Here is a 17,846-nt window from a genome sequence, read left to right as displayed (position 1 = left end):
TTGTGTTCGCGTTCGCGGCGCGGCTATGGCTCCAGCCGATAGACCCGCGTCGCCGTCGTGCTGAAGATCGCGGCGCGCTGCTCGCGGCTGAGCCGTTCGGCGGCTGCCTTGAAGGCGTCGATCAGATCGCGGTAGCTAGTCCACAGCTTCTCGATCGGAAAATTCGAGCCGAACAGGCAGCGGTCCGCACCGAAGATCGCGACTGTGTCGGTCATGACGCCGGCGATATGCGCGGCATCGTTGCGATGGATGAACGTGCCGAGCCCGGACAGCTTCGACACCACGTTGGGACACTGTGCGAGGCGTGCCATGCCGGCGCGCCAGGCGGCCCGCCCTTGCGGCGACAGATCCTCCAGCATGCCGGCATGTTGCAGGATGAACGTCACATTGGGACAGGCCTCGGCGAGCCCGGCGGCATCGGCCATCTGCGGTGCGAACACCTGCAGGTCAAAGCTCCAGCCATAGTCGGCGAGGTGGCCGACGTTGCGCCGGATCACCGGGTCGGTGCAGAGATCGGGCCGCGCCGCGAAGCGATAGAGCGGGTTCTCGTGCCAGTGCAGCTGCATGCGCACCCCGCGCACCAGCGGGTAACGCTTCAACCGGTCCAGCTGCGGCCGTACGTCGCCTGAGGAAAAATCGGCATAGGCGACGAGGGCGTGCGGCCAGCCGTGCTGATCCGCCGTCTGCTGCACCCAGGCTGCCTCGTCCTCGAACTTGCCGTTTGGCCAGTTGGTCTGGACATAGACCGAGCGGGTGACGCCGCTGCCCTTGAGGTCGTCGAGATATTCTTCGATCGGATAGTCGCGGCGGATCGGCTCGTAGGGGCCGAAGATGCGCGGCTGCATCGGGCCGGACAGCCAGGCGAGATCGGCCTGACGCCAGATGTGATGGTGTCCGTCGACGATTCCAGTCACGCAGCTCTCCTTGTTCCGAGCGACAGCAGATGCGCGACAACAGCCGCGCTCGATCCGCCGTCCACGAGATCATCGACAAAGCGCTGGATCGCGATCAGCGCCTCGGTTTGCGGCTTGAAGCCGGGCGATGTCGCGAGCGGTGTCAGCCAACTCACGCGCCACGCCCAGCGCGAGAGCTTTGCAACGGCATCGCGCAACGCCGCCGGATCGCCGCGCTCGAGACCATCGGAGACGATCACGACAGCTGCGCCGCGGGCATATCCGCCGAACCGCGGTACCGCGAGGAACGCCTGCAGCGCATCGCCGATCCTTGTGCCGCCGTCCCAATCGCTGACCAGGAAGGACGCGGCATTCAGCGCCTGCTCGCGGCGCTTCAGCCGCAGTGCAGACGTGACGCGGGTCAGCCGCGTGCCGAAGGTGAACACCTCGACATTGCCGGCCGCCTGCACCAGCGCATGCCCGAGCCGCATGTTCTCTTCGGTGCGCGCCTTCATCGAGCCGGAGACGTCGATCAGGAACAGGATCTTGCGCGGGCGCTGGCGGCGGCGCATGCGCCCGAGCCGCAGCACCTCGCCGTCATTGCGGACGCTGTCACGCAGCGTGCGGCGCAGATCGGCGAACGGGCCGCTGCGTGCGCGCCGACGCCGGTGGCCACGCCGTCGCGGCAGTCGCCGTGCCGCTTCGCGCGACAATTGGCGCAGCGGATCGCTGGTCGGGACTTGCGCAAAGCGGCGCTCGACCAGCGCTTCGGCGCGCGCCGCCGCGAGGCCGGATTCATTGGCTTCGTCGGCGAGCGGCGGCTCGTCGTCGCCGCGGCCTTCCTCCTGCAGGCGGACAGTCTCCTCGTCCTCGCCCTCGGCCTGTTCGATGGCATCAGCGCCGCGGAAATGGATGTCGAACAGCCGGTCAAATGTCGCGCGGCGTTCCGGCGGCGGAGCCAGCGTGGCGAGCCCGGCCTGGCGGATGTGCTCGAGACTCCGTGGTCCGAGCAGTTCGATCGCAGCCAGGAAGCTCGTCGTCTGCTCCGGCGCGACCGAAAAGCCGTTGGCGCGCAGCAGCGCGGCAAAGGTGACGAAGGTCCGCGCGGCGCGCGGCAGCTTGAGATCGTCGCTCACGCGGCTGCCTCCGCAATGATCGCATCGAGCCGCGGCGAGATGAAATGCAGATCCTCCTCATCCTTCAGCGCGACGCCGATCGAGCGCTTGAACGCGTCCGGCCAGCGCGCACCGCCCTTGTTGAGCAACGTCGCGGCTTCCGCCCAGTCGACCGCCTCGGCGATGCCCGGCGCCTTGCTCAGCGGCTCGCGGCGCAGCCGCCCGACCGCGGCGACCACGGCGCGGGCGGTGGCTTCGGCAACACTGGAGGCGCGCATCATCACGATCCGCGCCTCGCGTTCGGCATTCGGGTAGTCGATCCAGTGGTAGACGCAGCGCCGCCGCAACGCCTCGTGCAGATCGCGGGTCCGGTTCGAGGTCAGCACCACGACGGGATGCTCGGCAGCGCGGATGGTGCCGCGCTCGGGGATCGAGATCTGGAAGTCGGAGAGGAATTCGAGCAGGAAGGCCTCGAACTCCTGGTCGGCGCGGTCAATTTCGTCGATCAGCAGCACGGTCGCGTCAGGCGCGCGCAGCGCCGCCAGCATCGGGCGTTCGATCAGGAACGACTCGCCGTAGATGTCGATGCTCTCCTCGCCGGCCTGCCGGATCGCCAGCATCTGGCGCGGATAGTTCCACTCATAGAGCGCAGCCGCGGCGTCGATGCCCTCATAGCATTGCAGCCGGATCAGCCTGCGGCCGAGCACGGCGGCGATCGCTTTCGCCGCCTCGGTCTTGCCGACGCCCGGCGCGCCCTCGAGCAGCAGTGGCTTGCCGAGCGCGAGCGAGAGATAGGAGGCCGTGGCGATGCCGTCGTCGGCAAGGTAATAGGCCGCGCGCAGCGCCTTCTCCAGCGCCTCGGGGCTGTCGATGCCGACGATGTTGCTGCGGACCGGCATATCAGAACCTCAGCGCCGCGGCTGCGGCCGCGCGCCGCCCTGCGCCTTGATCGCGCGCAGCACCTTCTCCGGCGTGATCGGCAGATCGTCGATCCGCACCCCGACCGCGTTGAAGATCGCATTCGCGACCGCAGGCAGCACCGGATTGGCGCACATCTCGCCGGGGCCCTTGGCGCCGAACGGGCCGTCAGGTGCCGGGCGTTCCAGCACCGCAATGTCGTGCGGGCAGATGTCGCCGGGTCCCGGCATCAGATATTCGACGAAATCGCGCGGTCCGTGCACCGGCTCCGGATAATAAGGCTCCGGCGTCTCGTACAGCGCGTGGCTGACGCCCATCCAGGCGCCGCCGACCAATTGCTGCTCGACCAGCCGCGGATTGAGCGCGCGGCCGAGCTCGTAGGCGGAGTCCATCCTGACCATGTCGACCTCGCCGGTCTCGTCGTCGACCTCGACCTCGGCGACCAGGCAGGCATGCGCGTAACACGTCGCCGGCGACATCTCGCCGGTCTCAGGATCGACGTCGGACAGCGGCACCAGGAAGATGCCGCGGCCGGAGATCGTCTTGCCCTGCTTGAACTGGGCGGCGATCGCGACGTCCTTGGTCGAGATCGAGCGGTGCGGCGCGCCCTTGACGTGGATGTTGCCGCGGCCGTCGGTATCGAGATCGGCGGCATTCACCTCGAGCTCCTCGGCCGCCGCCTCCATCATCACGCCGCGCGCCTCCCGCGCCGCCGCCATCACGGCGTTGCCGACGCGATGGGTGCCGCGCGAGGCGAACGAGCCCATGCAATGCGGCCCGGTGTCGGAGTCAGCGGTGTCGACATAGACGTCCTCGACCGGGACGCCGAGCGTCTCGGCGCAGATCTGCCGCGTCACCGACTTCATGCCTTGCCCGAGATCGATCGAGGACAGCGCGACCGTGAACTTGCCGCTCGGATTGGAATGCACCAGCGCCTGGCTCGGGTCGCCGCCGAGATTCATGCCGATGGGATAATTGACCGACGCGATGCCGCGTCCGCGATGCCTTGTCATGGTCAGCGCCTCCTGGTGCCGAAGACGGAGGAGAAGCGGGTGGCGCCATGCGACGGCGCGGCCGGCCGCACCGGCGGTGATGACGGTGGCGGTGAGGAGGGCGGTGGTGGCGGCGGTTCGCGGGTTGCGGCCGGCGCGCGGTCATATGTCGTGCGCTGCTGGGTCGGTGCGGGCGGCGGCGCATGCGTCTCGCGCGGCGTCGGCGTCACGGCGGCCCGCGCGCCGCCGCCGTCCTTGCGCGACGACATCCGCTTGAAGTCCTCGCGCAGCGGCCATTTCGCCTTCTCCGCCGCGACCTGCACGCATTCGATCAGCGCGGTGTTCTTGGCCTCGCGGCGATGCGCCTTCATGTCGCCGTCGCGATACGCATTGAGGATCCGGAACTCCATCGGGTCCATGCCGACGAGATGGGCGAGCTTGTCCATCTGGCATTCGATCGCGAAGTCCATCGCGGTGACGCCGAAGCCGCGCATCGCGGTCGCGGGCGTGCGGTTGGTGAAGACGCAGTAGACGTCGCCGTGGACGTTCGGGATGGTGTAGGGGCCGGGCAGATGCGCGGCGCATTTCACCGCCGCATAGCTCGACAGCCGCGTATAGGCGCCGCTGTCGAAATAGGCGCGCACCTTGCGGGCGACGACGCGGCCATCGCGCATCACGCCATCCTTGATGTAGATGCGTTCGGCGCCGCGCGGCGGGCCGTACTGCATCTCCTCCTCGCGGCCGAACACGTAGCGCACCGGGCGTCCGGTCAGCATCGCGCCGAGGATGCAGAGCGGTTCGGTCAGCGTATCGACCTTGCCGCCGAAGCCGCCGCCCACCGTACCGCCGATGAAGTGGAAGGTGTTGGACGGCACGTCGAGGATTTTTGCGCAGGTATCGACCGAGAAGAACAGCGCCTGCGTCGAGGTGTAGACGATATAGCGGCCGTTGGTGTCGGGCGCGGCGATCGAGCCGTTGGTCTCGGTCGGGGCGTGCTCGATCGGCGACATCTGGTAGCGCTGCTCCAGCACATGGTCGGCGGTGGCCAGCGCACGGTCGGCATCGCCGAAGCGCAACTGCTGGCGATCATAGGTCTCGTGATAGGTGAAGGTGTTCTTGGGATAGACCTCGTTGACCACGGGCGCGCCGGACTTCAGCGCGTCCTCGACATCGAACACCGCCGGCAGCACCTCGTAGTCGATCTTGACTTTGGCGATCGCCTCATAGGCTTCGCGCGGGCTGTCGGCGACGATGGCGACGATCGGCTCGCCCTTGTAGCGCACCTTGTCGACGGCGAGCGACGGCTCGTCGTCCTTGCCGAAATTGATCAGGCTGAGCAGCGTGTTCAAATTGCGCGGCACGTCGGAGGCGCGGATCACGCGGCGCACGCCCTGCGATCGCTCGGCCTCCGAGGTGTCGATCCGGCGCAGCCGTGCGTGCGACTGGGCGCTGCGGACCACCTTCAGATGCAGCATGCCCTGCAGCTTGTGGTCGTCGAAATAGGGCGAGGTGCCGGTGACATGGCCGAGCATGTCCTGGCGCTGCGTGCCCTTGCCGATCTCCTTCAGATTATCGTCGCGCTCGTCGGCGAAGAGGTCCTTGCGCAATTCCAGCATGGCACTGTTCCCTTACGCGCGCGCCCGGCCGCCGGAGGCGGCAGCCAGCACGGCGTTGATGATCGGCTCATAGCCGGTGCAGCGGCAGATATTGCCCGAGATCGCCTCGACCACTTCGGCCCGGCTCGGCTGCGGGTTGCGGTTGAGCAGCGCCTTGGCGGCCATCAGCATGCCCGGCGTGCAATAGCCGCATTGGGCGGCGAAATTGTCGGCGAAGGCGCGCTGCAGCGGGTGCAGATTGGGGCCCTCCTTGATGCCGTCGAGCGTCTCGACCGAGCGGCCGGCGACGGTCTCGGCCAGCGTCAGGCAGGAGAGGTGCAACTCGCCGTCGATCAGCACGCTGCAGGTGCCACAGCCGCCCTGGCCGCAGCCGAATTTCGGCGTCATGTCGCCGATCAATTCGCGCAGGGCGACCAGGAGGTTGGTGCCGCCGTCGACGAAGATCGCGACGTCGCGGCCGTTATGCTGGAATTGAAGTGCAGTCTTGGCCATCGCGATTATTCCTGACCGGACAACAGGCGGCGGACATGCACGCCGACGATCTCGCGGCGGTACCAGGCGCTGGCGAGCGCGTTGTCGCTGGGCGACGTGCCTTCGACCGCCGCCGCGGCGGCCGCTTTGATCGTGGAGGTATCGAGCGCGCGGCCCTCCAGCGCACGCTCGGCGGCGCGGGCGCGGATCGGCGTCGGCGCCATCGAGCCGAGCGCGACGCGCGCGCCGACGATCCGGCTGCCGTTGACCGGCAGATGCGCCGCCAGCGTGATGACGGCGCCGCCCTTGGGTTTGATCCGCGCGATCTTGCGGTAGCGGAAGGCTTCTGCGCTACCAGGCTTGGCAAAGGAGATCGCCAGCACCAGCACGCCGGTCTGGCGGTCGCGCGATTGCAGGAATTCATCGATCGGGATCTCGCGGCCACCGAGGCCGCCTTGCACCGATACCACAGCATCGAGCGCGAGCATCGCCACCGTGAAGTCACCATACGGCACCGGCGCAAACAGATTGCCGCCGACGGTGCCCATGTTGCGCACCGCCGGTCCGCCGATCGAGCGCGCAGGGCCGTGCAGGAAGCCGAGCTCGCGCTCGGCCAGGATGCGCGCAAAGGTGACGCCGGCGCCGAGCGTGATGCGCGAGCCCGAGGCGTCGATTCGCGTCATCGCATGGTCGCTGGCGCGTACGATTGTCGAGATCGAGATGTCGCCCTCGTTCAGCGCCCGCATCACCAGCGTGCCGCCGCCGAGATAGCGGGCGCTGCGATCCGACGACAGCGCCGCCGCGGCGTCATGGGTGCTGGTGAAGGTCTTCACCGTGACTGGCATGATGTCCTTCCCCGCTTACGCGGCCTCCTTCAGATGCCGGCGGATGGCCTCGAAGCCGGCCTGGTAGATGTCTTCCGCAACCATCTGCGTGATGCGGTCCCTGTCCTCTGTCCGCGTCGTGAAGCGCGATTCCCAGTGCCAGAAGGTGCGGTCGCCGTCGGTGACCGGCAGCAGGCGAACATGCGCCACGTAGTTGAACATCGGGATCGGGGTATCGAGCAGGCAGTAGCTGAACGATTGTTCGAGATCCGAGAGCGCCAGCAGCTGCTCGCGCAGTTCGGCGCCGTCCTTCAGCTTGAATCGCCTGACGCAGCCGATCTTGTCGGACGGCTGCGCGCGCTCGATCCCGCTGGTCGCGACTGCCGGGTGCCAGCGGTCATGGCCGTTGAAATCGCGCAGCACGGCCCACACCGCATCGGTCGGTGCATCCAGGATCGTGCTTTTGACGATATGCGGCACGGTCAAAGTCCAGTGTCTGCGAGTCTGATGGAGCTATCCGCGGACCTCACCTCTCCCCATCGGGGAGAGGTCGGCGCGCAGCGCCGGGTGAGGGGGCTCAGGTCCCGCGAGAGACCGTAACCCCTCACCCGGATCGCATCTGGCGATGCGATCCGACCTCTCCCACAGGGGGAGAGGTGGACCGTCTGCGTCGCGATAGCTGGACGATACATATCGCTATCCTCCAAACGCCCGCTTCAGCGCGTCGAAGCCGCCCTGGAATACGCCGCCGCCGATATTGTTGACGAGCTCGGCCTCGCGCTCCGGCGCGCAGTCGAACTCGGCGGTCCATTCCATGAACGTCTGGTCGCCATCGGTGACCGGCGTCAGCCGCAAGGTCGCGACATAGTTCTCGACGCCCATCGGCGATTCCAGGATCGAGTAGGTGCAGAACATGTCGTAGTCGGACAGCCCGAGCAGCTTCTCGCGGATGCGATCGCCGTTGCGCAGCCGGAAATCCCTGACGCAGCCGATCTTGTCGGAGGGCTCGCCGCCCTCGATCCGGCTTTCCGCGATCGCCGGATGCCAGTTCGGCAGCCCGTTGAAATCGCGGACGCGGGCCCAGACCCGGTCGTTGCGGGCATTGACGACGGTGGAGACGTAAACCCGTGCCATGGTGTGCGCTCAGTCCTTCTTGCGCGGCGTGCGCTCGGGGCGCGCCGGTTCGCTTCCCCCCTCGGGCGCCGCCGGCTTTGATTCACCGCCGCTCTTGCGTGCGGAATCCTTGATGCCCTGCATGTCGCGCGCCTCGCGGATCAGGCCGGGCATCTTGGCGAGGCTGCCGCCCTCGACGCCGATGTCCGACAGGATCGAGTCGATCAGCGGTGCCTGCACGCGGTAACGCAGCGCCGAGTCGATCACCTCGTCGGTGGCGCTGCGGCCGTTGCCGCCACCATTTCCGTTGCCGTTGAGGCCGTCGACCTGGAGGATCCGGATGCCCTCGATCTTCTCCATCGGCTTGACGCTCTCGCGCACGATGCCCTCGATGCGGTCGAGCAGCTTGCGGCGGAACAGCGAGTAGCGCGCCTGGTCCGTCAGCACGTTCTCGGCCTCGTTGAGCATGCGCTGCGCCTCGGCCTCGACCGCAGCCCGGACGCGCTCGGCTTCGGCGGCGATCCTGGTCTCCTCGGCCTGCTTCTCGGCGAGCAGCACTTCGACGGTCTTGCGCCGTTTTGCGATTTCACTTTCACGCGCGGTGACGACGCGCTCGGCGGCTTCCGTCGCACGGATCCGCGCATCCTCGGCGGCCGCGCGTGCCGCGGATTCTTCCAGCGACTTCTGATGCAGCGCGATGGCCTTTTCCATCAACGCAGTCTCGACGTCCTTTTCGCGGTTGACCTCGAGCTTGCGCAGCTCGCGCTCGCGGCCGATGCGGGCCTCGTCGAGGCCGCGGTCCGATGCGATGCGCGCGCGCTCGACCTCCTCGCGGGCCGCGATCTCGGCCTCCTGCAGCGACTGGTTGCGGGCGACTTCGAGCTGCTCGATCGCACGGCGCCGCGCGATCCGCGCGGCTTCCAGCGCCTGCTCGCGCGAGACGTCGGTCGTGTCGATGTCCTTGCGCGCCACGATCTCGGCCTGCCGGACCTGGCGATCGGCATCGATCCGTTCGGAGCGCTTGGCGGCGAGCGCGATCACGCGCTCCTCGTCGGCGAGCTCGATCGCCTTCTTCTGGTCGATGTTGAGCACTTCGCGGGTCCTGGACGAGGCGATGCGCTCGCTTTCCAGCGCCAGCTCGACATCGATGCGCTGCCGCTCGATGGCGTCGCGGCGCTTCAGCTCGGCGGCCTCGATCGCCCCGGTGCGTTCGATCTCGAGCCCGCGGGTCTCCCGCTCGGCGCGGATGCGCTGCGCGGCGACCGACTTCTCCTGCGAAATCCGTGCCGCCTCGATCGCCTCGCGCGAGGCGATGTCGGCTTCCTCGATCGCGCGGGTGCGGGCGATCTCGAGCGCACGGACGTGCTCTTCCTGGGCGATCCGCGATGCTTCAGTGGCTTCGCGTGCGCTGATGCCGGCGATCTCGACCGCCTGGTTGCGCTCGATTTCGAGCTTGCGGGTGGTGTGATCGGCGGCGATGCGCTCGGCAGCCAGCGTTTTCTCGCGCGCAATCCGGGCGGCTTCGACCGCCTTCTGCGCCTCGATCTCGGCCTCCTGGATGATGCGCACCTGCTGGATTTCCAGCGCACGGGTGCGCTCGTCGGAGGAGATGCGCTCGACATTGACCGTCATGGTCTGGGCGATACGCGCCTTCTCGGTGGCCTCGCGAGCGGCGATCTCGGCCTCGTCGACCGCGCGGGTGCGCTCGATCTCGCGACGGCGGGTCTCTTCCTCATTGGCGATGCGGGCATCGGTGATGACGCGGTCCTGCTGGATCCGGGCCTTCTCGATCGCTTCGCGGGCGGCGATCTCGGCCTCCTCGACCGTGCGCATCCGCTCGATCTCGCGCTGGCGCACCTCGCGCTCCGATGCGATCCGCGTGGTGTCGACCGAGCGCTGGTTGGCGATCCGGACCCTCTCGATCTCCTCGCGGGCCAGCAGCTCCTTCTCCTCGACGGCGCGGGTCCGCTCGATCTCCTTGTGGCGGGTCTCGCGCTCCGAGGCGATCCTTGCCTCAGTGATGGCCTGCTCATTGGCGATGCGGGCTTTCTCGATGGCTTCGCGCGCGGTGATCTGGGCCTGCTCGGCCTCGGTCTCGCGCAGCGCGCGCTCACGGGCGACCTCGGTGCGCTGCAGGGCGCGGCGCATCTCGATGTCGCGCTCCTGCTCGAGGCGCGCGGTCTCGCTTTCGCGCTCGATCTCCAGCGCTTGCCGTTCGGCCTCCAGATTGCGGGAGCGGATCTTGATCATCGAGTCCTGCTCGATGTCGTTGCGCAGCTTGCGCTTGGCCTCGATGTCCTCCATCAGCCGAGTCAAGCCTTCGGCGTCGAAGCGATTCGAGGGGTTGAAATATTCCAGATCGGTCTGGTCGAGATCGGTGATCGCGACCGACTCGAGCTCGAGGCCGTTCTGCGCCAACGCTTCGGCCGCATTTGCCTTGACGCGCGCGACATAATCGCCGCGCTGCTCGTGCATCTGCTCCATGGTCATCTCTGACGCAACCGAGCGGATCGCGGAGATGAACTTGCCGGAGAGCAGGGTGTGCAGCTGCTCCGGCTCCATGGTGCGGCGGCCGAGCGTCGCTGCGGCGATCGAGACCGCCTCGCGGGTCGGCTGAACGCGGACGTAGAAATCGGCCTCGATGTCGACGCGCATGCGGTCGCGGGTGATTACGGCATCCTGGCGGGAGCGCACGATCCCCATCGGCAGCACGTTCATGTTGACCGGCGTGTAGTCGTGGATGAACGGCAGCACGAAGGCGCCACCGTTGATCACCACACGCTCACCCATGAAACCGGTGCGGACGAAGGAGACCTCCTTCGAGGAGCGGTGATACAGCCAGTTCACGACATAGACGATGATGACGATCGCGACGATTGCGACGATGAGCCAGAGGATCAATTCACCGACCAGCATCCCCGACATGTCTTCCTCCCTTGGTCACGGCGGCTCTAGCGCGCGCCGATCGCCTTGAATTTGCGAACCTGTTCCGTCAACGCCCGCTCGACCGGCAGACGCTCCATCGAGGAGGCGCCGTAGAAGCCGTGGCAGTTGCGGGTCTTCTTCATGATGAAATCGGCGTCGGCCGGGTCCGCGATCGGACCGCCATGCGCGAGCACGATGATGTTCGAATTGACGCTGAGCGCGGCCTCGGCCCAGGCCTCGATGCGGGCAGGGCAGTCTTCGAGCTTTGGCGCGGTCTGCGCGCCGATCGTGCCGCCCGTGGTGAGGCCCATATGGCAGACGATGATGTCGGCGCCGGCGATCGCCATCGCGGTCGCTTCCTGCTCGCTGAACACATAGGGTGTGGTCAGCATGTTCTTGTCATGCGCTTTCGCGATCATGTCGATCTCGAGCGCGTAGGACATCCCGGTTTCTTCGAGGTTGGCGCGGAAGGTGCCGTCGATCAGGCCGACGGTCGGAAAGTTCTGCACGCCGGCGAAGCCGAGCGCCTTGAGCTGGTCGAGGAACACGTCCATGTCGCGGAACGGATCGGTGCCGTTGACGCCGGCGAGCACCGGCGTGTTTGCCACGACCGGCAATACTTCCCCGGCCATCTCGACGACGATGGCGTTGGCATCGCCATACGGCATCAGTCCGGCCAGCGAGCCGCGGCCGGCCATCCGGTAGCGGCCGGAATTGTAGATCACGATCAGGTCGACGCCGCCGGCCTCCTCGCATTTCGCCGACAGCCCGGTGCCGGCGCCGCCGCCAACGATCGGCTCGCCGCGGGCGATCATGGCGTGAAACTTCTTCAACAGCGACGCACGTTCAAACCTGGGCATGGGTCACCTCGCCACTCTCCGCCGGCCACCGGCGCGTCCGAGCAGCGGACGGAACGCGCTGACGATGGCGGCGGTGAACTCGGGATCGTTGATGTTGCGCTTGATACGGATGATCTGGCGGTTGCCGGTCTGGCGCACGGTGCGCTCCAGCGCGCGGAACAGCGCGGCGTCCGCCTCCGGGTCCCAGAACGGCTGGCCCGACGCATCGAGTGCGGAGACGCCGCCCTCGGCCAGGAAGAAGCGCACCGGTCCGTCCATCTGGTTCAGCCGTTCGCCGATCCAGCGGCCCATGCGCTCGTTCTCTTCCGGCGTGGTCCGCATCAAGGTGACCTGCGGATTGTGGACATGGAATTTGCGCTGCCGGTAGCGCTCCGGAATGGTGTCGGGCGCGCCGAAGTTGACCATGTCCAACGCGCCGACCGAGCCGACATAGGGCACGCGGCTGCGGATGATGGCGCCGAAGCGATCCTCGGTTGCAGGGAACACGCCGCCCATCAGGAGGTCGCAGACTTCGGTCGTGGTGAGATCGATCACGCCGGCGAGCTGACCGGACTCGACCAACTTCTCCATCGAGCGGCCGCCGACGCCGGTGGCGTGGAAGACCAGGCACTCGAAATCTTCGCGCAGGTCGGCTGCGATCTTCTGCACGGCCGGCGTCGTGACGCCGAACATGGTGATGCCGATTGCGGGCAGGCCGGCGTTCCTCTCCCGTTGCTTGTTGGCTTGGTCGTCGAGCCGGGCCTTGACCATGCCGACCAGCGCATGGGCGCCGTTGCCGAGCACGGCACGCGAGATCGAGTTAAGGCCCTGCACGTCGGTCACCGAATACATCATGGTGATGTCGGCGGGCCCGACATAGGGGCCGACGTCGCCGGACGCGACCGAGGAGATGATGAGCTTCGGCACGCCGACCGGCAGTGCGCGCATGCCCGGCGCGACCAGCGACGCGCCGCCCGAGCCGCCTGCGGAAATGATGCCGGCGACATTGCCCTGGCGGCGCAGCCATCGCTCGAAGGCCTCCGCCATCGCCGTGACCGAGGCGCCGCGATCGGCGCCGAACACGCTGGAGCCGCCGCGGCCGTGGTTCAGCGCGATCTCCTGCGCGGTGACGTCGCAGCTCGCCGCCTTGCCGCTGGTCGAGACGTCGACCAGCCGGGTGCGCAGGCCGCTGCCCGCGACGATGTCGCGGATGAAGCGCAGCTCGGCGCCCTTGGTGTCGAGCGTGCCGACGACCAGTACGACGGGAGGTCCCGATGTCTTCGACGTTGCCGGTTCGCGCCGCGTGCGGGCCGTCTCCTCGAGACGCGTGACGGCGGCGGACTGCGTCCGCGCAGCGGCCTCGATCCGGGCGATCGGCACCGGCTGCGACCAGCGCGTCGGCAGCGCGGGATTGGAGACGTAGATGCGGGTCGGCCCCTTGCGCTCCGGCTGCGGCGTTCCGGGCGCTTCGGCCTTCGCCGGTGCCGTCTCGGCGTCGGTCTCATCAGTGCCGTGGGTGCCGACGCCGAGCAGCCTTTGCTGCAGCTCGCGGTCGGTCGCGAGGCGGGCCGAGTCGATGATGCGATTGATGCGGCCATTGACCATGATCGCGACGTTGCGCGACACCGCCGTCGCGACACCGATGTTCTGCTCGATGACCAGCACGGACATATCGTCCTCGTCACCGAGGCGCAGCAGCATGTCTTCGACCTGCGCGACGATCACGGGCGCAAGGCCCTCGGTCGGCTCGTCCATGATCAACAGATGCGGGTTGGTCAGCAGTGCGCGCGAAATCGCGAGCATCTGCTGTTCGCCGCCGGACAGCTGGTTGCCGCCGTTGTTCTTCCGCTCGGCAAGGCGCGGGAAGGTGTCGTAGATGCGCTCGATGGTCCAGGCACCGCGGCGCAGGCCGCCGGCAAGCGCGAGGTGCTCGTCGACCGTCAGCGAACGCCACAGCCGGCGGCCCTGCGGCACATAGCCGACGCCGAGCCGGGCGATTCGCGCCGGATTGAGCCGCGTGACTTCCTCGCCGCGAATCCGGATCGAGCCGGCGCTGGCGCGGATCAGGCCCATGATGGCCTTGCACAGCGTGGTCTTGCCCATGCCGTTGCGGCCGACCACCGAGAACACGCCGCTATCGAGCGTGAGATCGACGCCTTGCAGCGCGTGCGAATGGCCGTAATAGACGTCGAGGCCCTTCACCTCGAGCGCGGGCGCGGCGCGGCGGTCATTCATGGCCGCCTCCGAGGTAGAGCTCCTGCACCTCGGGATCGGATTCGATCTCGCGCGGCAGGCCTTCCTTGAAGATGCGGCCGTTGTGCATCATCGTCACGCTCTCGACGACGCGCAGCGCAACGTCCATGTCGTGCTCGATGATGATGTAGCCGATATGCGCCGGCAGCGAGGTCAGGATCTCGATCAGCTCGCGCCGCTCGGTCGGCGATAGTCCTGCCGCCGGCTCGTCGAACAGGATGAAGCGCGGCGCGCCGGCCAGCGCCAGTGCGATCTCGAGCTGGCGCTGCTGGCCATGCGCGAGCTCGGCGACGCGCTGGTCCTTGACGCCCGTGAGATGCACCGCCTGCACCAGCGTCTCGGTCGCGTGCATCAACGCATCGTTCTGCCCCGGACGCAGGAAGGAGAACCGTCCGCGCGAGACGCCGCGGCAGGCGAGATAGACGTTGTCCTGCACCGTGAGGCCGGGGAACAAAGCCGAGATCTGGTAGGTGCGGCGCAAGCCCCGGCGGATGCGCTCATAGGGCGGGAACTGGGTGATGTCCTCGCCGAAGAAGCGGATCGTACCGGAGGAGGGCGGGAAGTCGCCGGTGATGCAGTTGAACAGCGTGGTCTTGCCGGCGCCGTTCGAGCCGAGCACGGCGCGGCGTTCGCCGGGACGCACGGTGATGGTGACGTCGGTCAGCGCCGCCAGCGCGCCGAATAGCCGCGTCACGCCGCGCAGTTCCAGCGCCGCGCCGGCGCCGACAGCGGACAGGCGGTGCGCGACGCTATCCATGGCGGCCTCCGCCCGAACGTTGCGTCGAGGATGCATTGCGGCGCCGCCAACGCTCCCACAGGCCGATCACACCGTCGGACGACCAGAACACGATGGCGAGGAAGCCGAGACCGATCAACAGGCGGAAGCGGTTGCCGTCGAGCCCGAGCTTGATCAGCACGTCGAGCGCGAAGGTCCGCAGCAGCACGAAGATCAGCGCGCCGATGAAGGGGCCGATCGGCCTTGTGATGCCGCCGACCACGGCGATGATCAGGACGTCGATGCAGGCGCCGACGCTGACCGAACCGGGCGAGATCTGCCGGTAGTTCCAGACCTGCAACACGCCGCCGAGCGCCGCGATGAAGGCGGCGAAGGCGTAGGCCGCGATGCGGTGCGCATTGGGATTGAAGCCGAGCGCGGCCATGCGGCGGGGATTGTCGCGGACGCCTTGCAGTGCGAGCCCGAACGGCGCACGCGACACATACTGCACGGCGAAGTAGCAGATCGCGGCGACGCCGAGCGTCACGTAGTAGAACGCGATATCGGAACGCCAGTCGACACCCCAGAAGTGCGGCGTTGCGACGGTGTTGATGCCGGTGTGGCCGTTGAAGATCGCCCAGTTCTGGTTGGTGAAATAGTAGAACGCGGCGCCGATCGCGAGCGTGATCATGATGGTGTAGATGCCTTCGGTACGCACCGCGAGCGCGCCGCCGAGCGTGCCGAACAGCGTCGCCAGCGCCAGTGCCATCGGGGTCGCGAGCCACCACGGCCAGCCAAGGCTGATATTGGCGTTGCCGCTCATGCCGAACACCGCGACCATGTAGCCGGCGAAGCCTGCGACGGTGAGCTGCATGAGACTGACCATGCCGCCATAGCCGGCCAGGAACATCAGGCTGAGCGCGATGACGCCGAGGATCAGCGTGGTGGCGAAGATCTCGATCAGGAAGAAGCCGTTGGCGATCAGCGGCATGATCACGAGGATCAGCGCGACCAGCCAGGCCACAGGATTCTGGAATTCCGGCCAAGTGCGGAGCAGGGCGCGACGGGTCGCGTTGGCGGATGGATCGGGGCGGAACTGGGTGCTCTGCAGCAACGACATCTCATCGCCTCGCGAGCAGGCCCTGCGGCCGCAGCGCCAGCACCAGCACCATGATCAGGAAGGTGACGACGATGGCGTAGGTCGGGATGTAGACCGAGCCGAGTTGCTCGGCGAGGCCGATGATGACGGCGCCGAGCGCCGCCCCCGGGATCGAGCCCATGCCGCCGACGATCACGACGACGAGGGAAGCAAGTAGGAAGCGGGTATCCTCGCCGGGCGACAGCGACTGGAAGGTGCCGCCGACGACACCCGCGATGCCGGCAAGCCCCGCGCCGAGCGCGAACACCAGCACGAACACCAGCTGGATCCGCACCCCGGTCGCGGCCAGGATGTCGCGGTCGTCGACGCCGGCCCGCACGATCATGCCGATGCGGGTTCGGTTCAGCGCCAGCCACATCGCGATGCCGATCACAACGGAGGCGGCGAAGATCACCAGCCGCACCAGCGGATATTGCAGATAGACCGGCTCGCCCGATGATTTGATCGCGGTCAGCAGCGGCAGCTGCACCGGGCCGATCAGCCAGCTCGGGGTCTGGACCTGGTAGAAATCGCCGCCGAACACCCACAGCATCAGATCGGCGAACACGATCGAGAGCCCGATCGTGACCATGGTCTGGCGGAGGTCCTGACCCTCCATGCGGCGGAAGACGGCGAGCTGCAGGATCACCCCGACCAGCGCCACCGCGATGAAGGCGACGATGAAAGAGAGGATCCACGAACCGGTCCAGGTGCTGACGGCGTAGCCGATATAGCCGCCGAACAGATAGAGCGAGCCGTGCGCGAGGTTGACGTTGCGCATCAGGCCGAAGATCAGCGTGAAGCCGCTCGCCACCAGGAAGTAGAGCCCGCCGAGCGTGATGCCGTTGAGTACGGCGTTGAGGAACACGCGCTTGCGGCCGATCGCGGCCTCCAGCCCCGGCGGCCAGATCGCGAACACCAGCCATGCGAGCACCGCGACCGCGATGATCACGATCAGCGCCCAGGCCGGATGGCGTTCGATGAACCTGGCCATGTCAGCCGCGTTCCCTCAGTCGGTCGCGACCGTCTGCCGGGCCGCGTGTCCAATATCCTACCGAGGGCGAAAGCGTCGGATTTGATCGAGAGTATCTTTTATCGTCCGGTGCGGAACTCGCTCACGGCCGCAACACCTTGGCGGCGCGGCGATAGTCGGTCGGGGCCATGCCGACATTGGCGGCGAAGAAGCGGGTGAAGCCGCTCTGCGAGGAGAAGCCGAGATCGAAGCCGATATCGGCGATCGGCGCTTCGGTCGCGACCAGCGCATCCAGCGCCTGCTCCATGATCAGCGTGTTCATGTAGAGGTGAGGGGTGACGCCGGTTTGCGTCCGGAACAGCCGGTAGAAATGCGGCCGCGACAGGCCGGCTTCGCGCGCGATCGCATCGAGCTCGATCTCCGCGCCGGGGCTCTCCGACATCAGCTTGATCGATTTGCGGACCCGGAAATCGGTCACCGCGGTGGCCGCGGGCGCGCCCTCGGCCGCCTGCCAGCTCTCCTCGTAGCAGGAATCGATCAGCTGTCTGAGCTCGCAATCGAGACTGCGCAGCGACGGCGCGCCGCACACCAGTGCTGCGGTGCGGCGGATCAGCCGGTCGAGCGTCTCGGTGCGCGGAAAGAAGGTGCGGCCGAAACGCAGGCCCTGCGCGCTGGCGGGCTGCGGGGCGAACCATTCGGCATTGACATAGAGCACGAAGAAGATCGCGCCGTGGTCCATGTCGGTCGGCAGGAAATTGTGCGGTTCCCACGGGTTGACCGCGACTACGGTGTCGTCCTTGAGCAGCAGGCGCTGCTCGGAGACGTCGATCTGCGCCGGCGTGCCGCCGACATGAAAGATCAGGTGCCCTTCGCGGTGCGCATGCACGTTGAAGGGACGGTTCAACTGATAGACCGTCGCGCGACCGAACCGGCCGTGGAAGACGGCAAGCGCCCTGCTCATGCCTCCCCTCCCGCGGGATGTTCTTGTCTTTTCGACAAGCGTTCATCATCCGCCCGCGGAAAGCAAGGGCGAGCAGGGCTCCTGATGCAACCGCGCGCCA

16 protein-coding genes are annotated in these 17,846 nt (G+C 67.5%); all 16 read right to left on the bottom strand.

Annotated features, from left to right (window positions below; genetic code table 11):
* Positions 1 to 23: 23 nt before the first annotated feature.
* On the bottom strand, positions 24 to 914 hold the full coding sequence (locus QDT69_RS21045) for an amidohydrolase family protein (protein WP_279708378.1): 891 nt from the start codon (positions 912 to 914) through the stop codon (positions 24 to 26).
* The gene (locus QDT69_RS21040) at positions 911 to 2,029 is read right to left on the bottom strand and encodes a VWA domain-containing protein (RefSeq protein WP_279708377.1); all 1,119 of its coding nucleotides are present in this window, start codon (positions 2,027 to 2,029) and stop codon (positions 911 to 913) included. Before QDT69_RS21040 ends, QDT69_RS21045 begins: the two co-directional genes overlap by 4 nt.
* Complete coding sequence (locus QDT69_RS21035; RefSeq protein ID WP_021075857.1) at positions 2,026 to 2,907, bottom strand: MoxR family ATPase; 882 nt, start codon at positions 2,905 to 2,907, stop codon at positions 2,026 to 2,028. The genes QDT69_RS21040 and QDT69_RS21035 overlap by 4 nt, the downstream gene beginning before the upstream one ends.
* A 9-nt stretch (positions 2,908 to 2,916) precedes the next feature.
* On the bottom strand, positions 2,917 to 3,939 hold the full coding sequence (locus tag QDT69_RS21030; RefSeq protein ID WP_279708375.1) for a molybdopterin cofactor-binding domain-containing protein: 1,023 nt from the start codon (positions 3,937 to 3,939) through the stop codon (positions 2,917 to 2,919).
* 2 nt (positions 3,940 to 3,941) lie between these two features.
* The gene (locus QDT69_RS21025) at positions 3,942 to 5,534 is read right to left on the bottom strand and encodes a molybdopterin cofactor-binding domain-containing protein (RefSeq protein WP_279708374.1); all 1,593 of its coding nucleotides are present in this window, start codon (positions 5,532 to 5,534) and stop codon (positions 3,942 to 3,944) included.
* A 12-nt stretch (positions 5,535 to 5,546) separates the two neighbouring features.
* Positions 5,547 to 6,026, bottom strand: coding sequence for a 2Fe-2S iron-sulfur cluster-binding protein (locus tag QDT69_RS21020; protein ID WP_279708373.1), 480 nt, complete (start codon positions 6,024 to 6,026; stop codon positions 5,547 to 5,549).
* 5 nt (positions 6,027 to 6,031) lie between these two features.
* Complete coding sequence (locus tag QDT69_RS21015) at positions 6,032 to 6,850, bottom strand: FAD binding domain-containing protein (protein WP_279708372.1); 819 nt, start codon at positions 6,848 to 6,850, stop codon at positions 6,032 to 6,034.
* A gap of 15 nt (positions 6,851 to 6,865) precedes the next feature.
* On the bottom strand, positions 6,866 to 7,309 hold the full coding sequence (locus QDT69_RS21010) for an SRPBCC family protein (RefSeq protein ID WP_279708371.1): 444 nt from the start codon (positions 7,307 to 7,309) through the stop codon (positions 6,866 to 6,868).
* Positions 7,310 to 7,525: 216 nt separating this feature from the next.
* On the bottom strand, positions 7,526 to 7,963 hold the full coding sequence (locus QDT69_RS21005; RefSeq protein WP_092124412.1) for an SRPBCC family protein: 438 nt from the start codon (positions 7,961 to 7,963) through the stop codon (positions 7,526 to 7,528).
* Between the two features lie 9 nt (positions 7,964 to 7,972).
* Positions 7,973 to 10,867 carry a flotillin family protein gene (locus QDT69_RS21000; protein ID WP_279708370.1) on the bottom strand — a complete coding sequence of 965 codons (2,895 nt, stop codon included), beginning with the start codon at positions 10,865 to 10,867 and terminating at the stop codon, positions 7,973 to 7,975.
* A gap of 26 nt (positions 10,868 to 10,893) precedes the next feature.
* Complete coding sequence (locus QDT69_RS20995) at positions 10,894 to 11,727, bottom strand: phosphoenolpyruvate hydrolase family protein (protein WP_279708369.1); 834 nt, start codon at positions 11,725 to 11,727, stop codon at positions 10,894 to 10,896.
* Positions 11,728 to 11,730: 3 nt separating this feature from the next.
* A complete protein-coding gene (locus QDT69_RS20990) occupies positions 11,731 to 13,941 on the bottom strand; it encodes an ABC transporter permease (RefSeq protein ID WP_279708368.1) in 2,211 nt (736 codons plus the stop codon).
* Positions 13,934 to 14,716 carry an ABC transporter ATP-binding protein gene (locus tag QDT69_RS20985; RefSeq protein WP_279708367.1) on the bottom strand — a complete coding sequence of 261 codons (783 nt, stop codon included), beginning with the start codon at positions 14,714 to 14,716 and terminating at the stop codon, positions 13,934 to 13,936. Before QDT69_RS20985 ends, QDT69_RS20990 begins: the two co-directional genes overlap by 8 nt.
* Complete coding sequence (locus QDT69_RS20980; RefSeq protein ID WP_279708366.1) at positions 14,709 to 15,794, bottom strand: branched-chain amino acid ABC transporter permease; 1,086 nt, start codon at positions 15,792 to 15,794, stop codon at positions 14,709 to 14,711. The genes QDT69_RS20985 and QDT69_RS20980 overlap by 8 nt, the downstream gene beginning before the upstream one ends.
* A 1-nt stretch (position 15,795) precedes the next feature.
* On the bottom strand, positions 15,796 to 16,806 hold the full coding sequence (locus QDT69_RS20975; RefSeq protein WP_279708365.1) for a branched-chain amino acid ABC transporter permease: 1,011 nt from the start codon (positions 16,804 to 16,806) through the stop codon (positions 15,796 to 15,798).
* A 121-nt stretch (positions 16,807 to 16,927) separates the two neighbouring features.
* Complete coding sequence (locus QDT69_RS20970; RefSeq protein ID WP_279708364.1) at positions 16,928 to 17,746, bottom strand: AraC family transcriptional regulator; 819 nt, start codon at positions 17,744 to 17,746, stop codon at positions 16,928 to 16,930.
* Positions 17,747 to 17,846: the final 100 nt, after the last annotated feature.

This window comes from Bradyrhizobium sp. CER78, assembly GCF_029846235.1.
Classification (GTDB): Bacteria; Pseudomonadota; Alphaproteobacteria; order Rhizobiales; family Xanthobacteraceae; genus Bradyrhizobium.
The sequence above is the reverse complement of the archived record's forward strand: the minus strand, read 5'-3'. Positions and strand labels throughout refer to the sequence as shown.

What these genes read in the sequence shown, in the direction of transcription:
- QDT69_RS21035 (WP_021075857.1), bottom strand. Translation starts at nt 2,907, where the DNA reads ATGCCGGTCCGCAGCAACATCGTCGGCATCGACAGCCCCGAGGCGCTG.
- QDT69_RS21030 (WP_279708375.1), bottom strand. Translation starts at nt 3,939, where the DNA reads ATGACAAGGCATCGCGGACGCGGCATCGCGTCGGTCAATTATCCCATC.
- QDT69_RS21025 (WP_279708374.1), bottom strand. Translation starts at nt 5,534, where the DNA reads ATGCTGGAATTGCGCAAGGACCTCTTCGCCGACGAGCGCGACGATAAT.
- QDT69_RS21020 (WP_279708373.1), bottom strand. Translation starts at nt 6,026, where the DNA reads ATGGCCAAGACTGCACTTCAATTCCAGCATAACGGCCGCGACGTCGCG.
- QDT69_RS21015 (WP_279708372.1), bottom strand. Translation starts at nt 6,850, where the DNA reads ATGCCAGTCACGGTGAAGACCTTCACCAGCACCCATGACGCCGCGGCG.
- QDT69_RS21005 (WP_092124412.1), bottom strand. Translation starts at nt 7,963, where the DNA reads ATGGCACGGGTTTACGTCTCCACCGTCGTCAATGCCCGCAACGACCGG.
- QDT69_RS21000 (WP_279708370.1), bottom strand. Translation starts at nt 10,867, where the DNA reads ATGTCGGGGATGCTGGTCGGTGAATTGATCCTCTGGCTCATCGTCGCA.
- QDT69_RS20995 (WP_279708369.1), bottom strand. Translation starts at nt 11,727, where the DNA reads ATGCCCAGGTTTGAACGTGCGTCGCTGTTGAAGAAGTTTCACGCCATG.
- QDT69_RS20990 (WP_279708368.1), bottom strand. Translation starts at nt 13,941, where the DNA reads ATGAATGACCGCCGCGCCGCGCCCGCGCTCGAGGTGAAGGGCCTCGAC.
- QDT69_RS20985 (WP_279708367.1), bottom strand. Translation starts at nt 14,716, where the DNA reads ATGGATAGCGTCGCGCACCGCCTGTCCGCTGTCGGCGCCGGCGCGGCG.
- QDT69_RS20980 (WP_279708366.1), bottom strand. Translation starts at nt 15,794, where the DNA reads ATGTCGTTGCTGCAGAGCACCCAGTTCCGCCCCGATCCATCCGCCAAC.
- QDT69_RS20975 (WP_279708365.1), bottom strand. Translation starts at nt 16,806, where the DNA reads ATGGCCAGGTTCATCGAACGCCATCCGGCCTGGGCGCTGATCGTGATC.
- QDT69_RS20970 (WP_279708364.1), bottom strand. Translation starts at nt 17,746, where the DNA reads ATGAGCAGGGCGCTTGCCGTCTTCCACGGCCGGTTCGGTCGCGCGACG.